The organism is Microbacterium sp. Bi128, assembly GCF_918698205.1.
This window is the reverse complement of record NZ_CAKKMM010001578.1, coordinates 1-1121: the sequence shown is the minus strand read 5'-3', so window position 1 is coordinate 1121 and position 1121 is coordinate 1. Positions and strand designations below refer to the sequence as shown.

Annotated in this window: 1 protein-coding gene; it reads left to right on the top strand. The window is 70.4% G+C overall.

The window, feature by feature from the left end; translation table 11 throughout:
- Positions 1 to 1121, top strand: a 1121-nt coding sequence (locus LQV45_RS34680; protein ID WP_290370419.1) for a 3'-5' exonuclease, incomplete at both ends; no start/stop codon positions are given.

Here is a 1121-nt window from a genome sequence, read left to right as displayed (position 1 = left end):
GTCCTGGCCGACCCGGGCCGCTCGGACTCCCTCATGCGCCTGCTGGCCGGCGCGCGGTGGCGGATCGGCCCGGCGGACCTGATGGCCCTGCGGGACTGGTCGAGTTTCCTGGCCCGCCGTCGGGGTCGCCCCGGCGGCCTGGAGGCCGGCGACGCCGGACAGGGTGCCGAGGATGACGGGCGTGCCGCAGAGGACGCGCTGGATGACGCTGTGATCGAAGGCGACATCACGGACGCCGCCAGCCTGGTCGAGGCCCTGGACTGGCTGCCCCGCGACGGCTGGACCTCGGCGCACGGACGCAGACTGAGCCCGGAGGCCCGGGACCGTCTGCAGCGGCTCTCGGACGAGCTCCGGCAGTTGCGCAGCTACATGGGGGACGACCTCACTACTTTGCTCGGGGAGGTCGAGCGGGCGATGCTCCTGGACATCGAAGTTGCGGCCCGGCCCGGGATCAGCATCCATCAGGCCCGCCGCAACCTGGACGCCTTCCAGGACGCGGCGGCCGGGTTCCTGCACACCTCCCAGCGGGTAGATGTCCTGGCGTTCCTCGCATGGCTGGAAGCTGCGGCGGCCGAGGAAAACGGTCTGGATGCCGCAGCGCCGGAGGTGAACCACGAAGCCGTCCAGCTGCTGACCGTGCATGCCTCCAAGGGGCTGGAATGGGATGTCGTGTTCGTTCCCGGGCTCAATTCCGGGGCGTTCCCCAGCAGCCGCGACTCGCGGTGGAGCAGCGGCAGTGCGGCACTGCCGTGGCCGTTGCGCGGCGATCGCACCGATTTGCCCCAATGGGACCTGGACCAGCCGGACCAAAAAGGCTGGCTTGACGCCGAGAAGGAGTTCAAGTCTGCCGTCCAGGCGCACGGCGAGGCCGAGGAACGGCGCCTGGCCTACGTGGCGTACACCCGTGCCAAACACGTGCTCTGGCTATCGAGTGCGGCCTGGGTGGGGTCCCGGGCCGGTTTGGCGGAGATGTCTCCCTTCCTTGCCGGGCTCGAGGGCCTCACCGCCGACGGCGCGGCCGAAATCCATCCGCTGTCCGTCAGCGAGGACGCGCTGCCGGCCGAAAGCCCCCTGACCTCTGAACTCGAAGTCGCCGCCTGGCCCTATGATCCGCTGGAGGG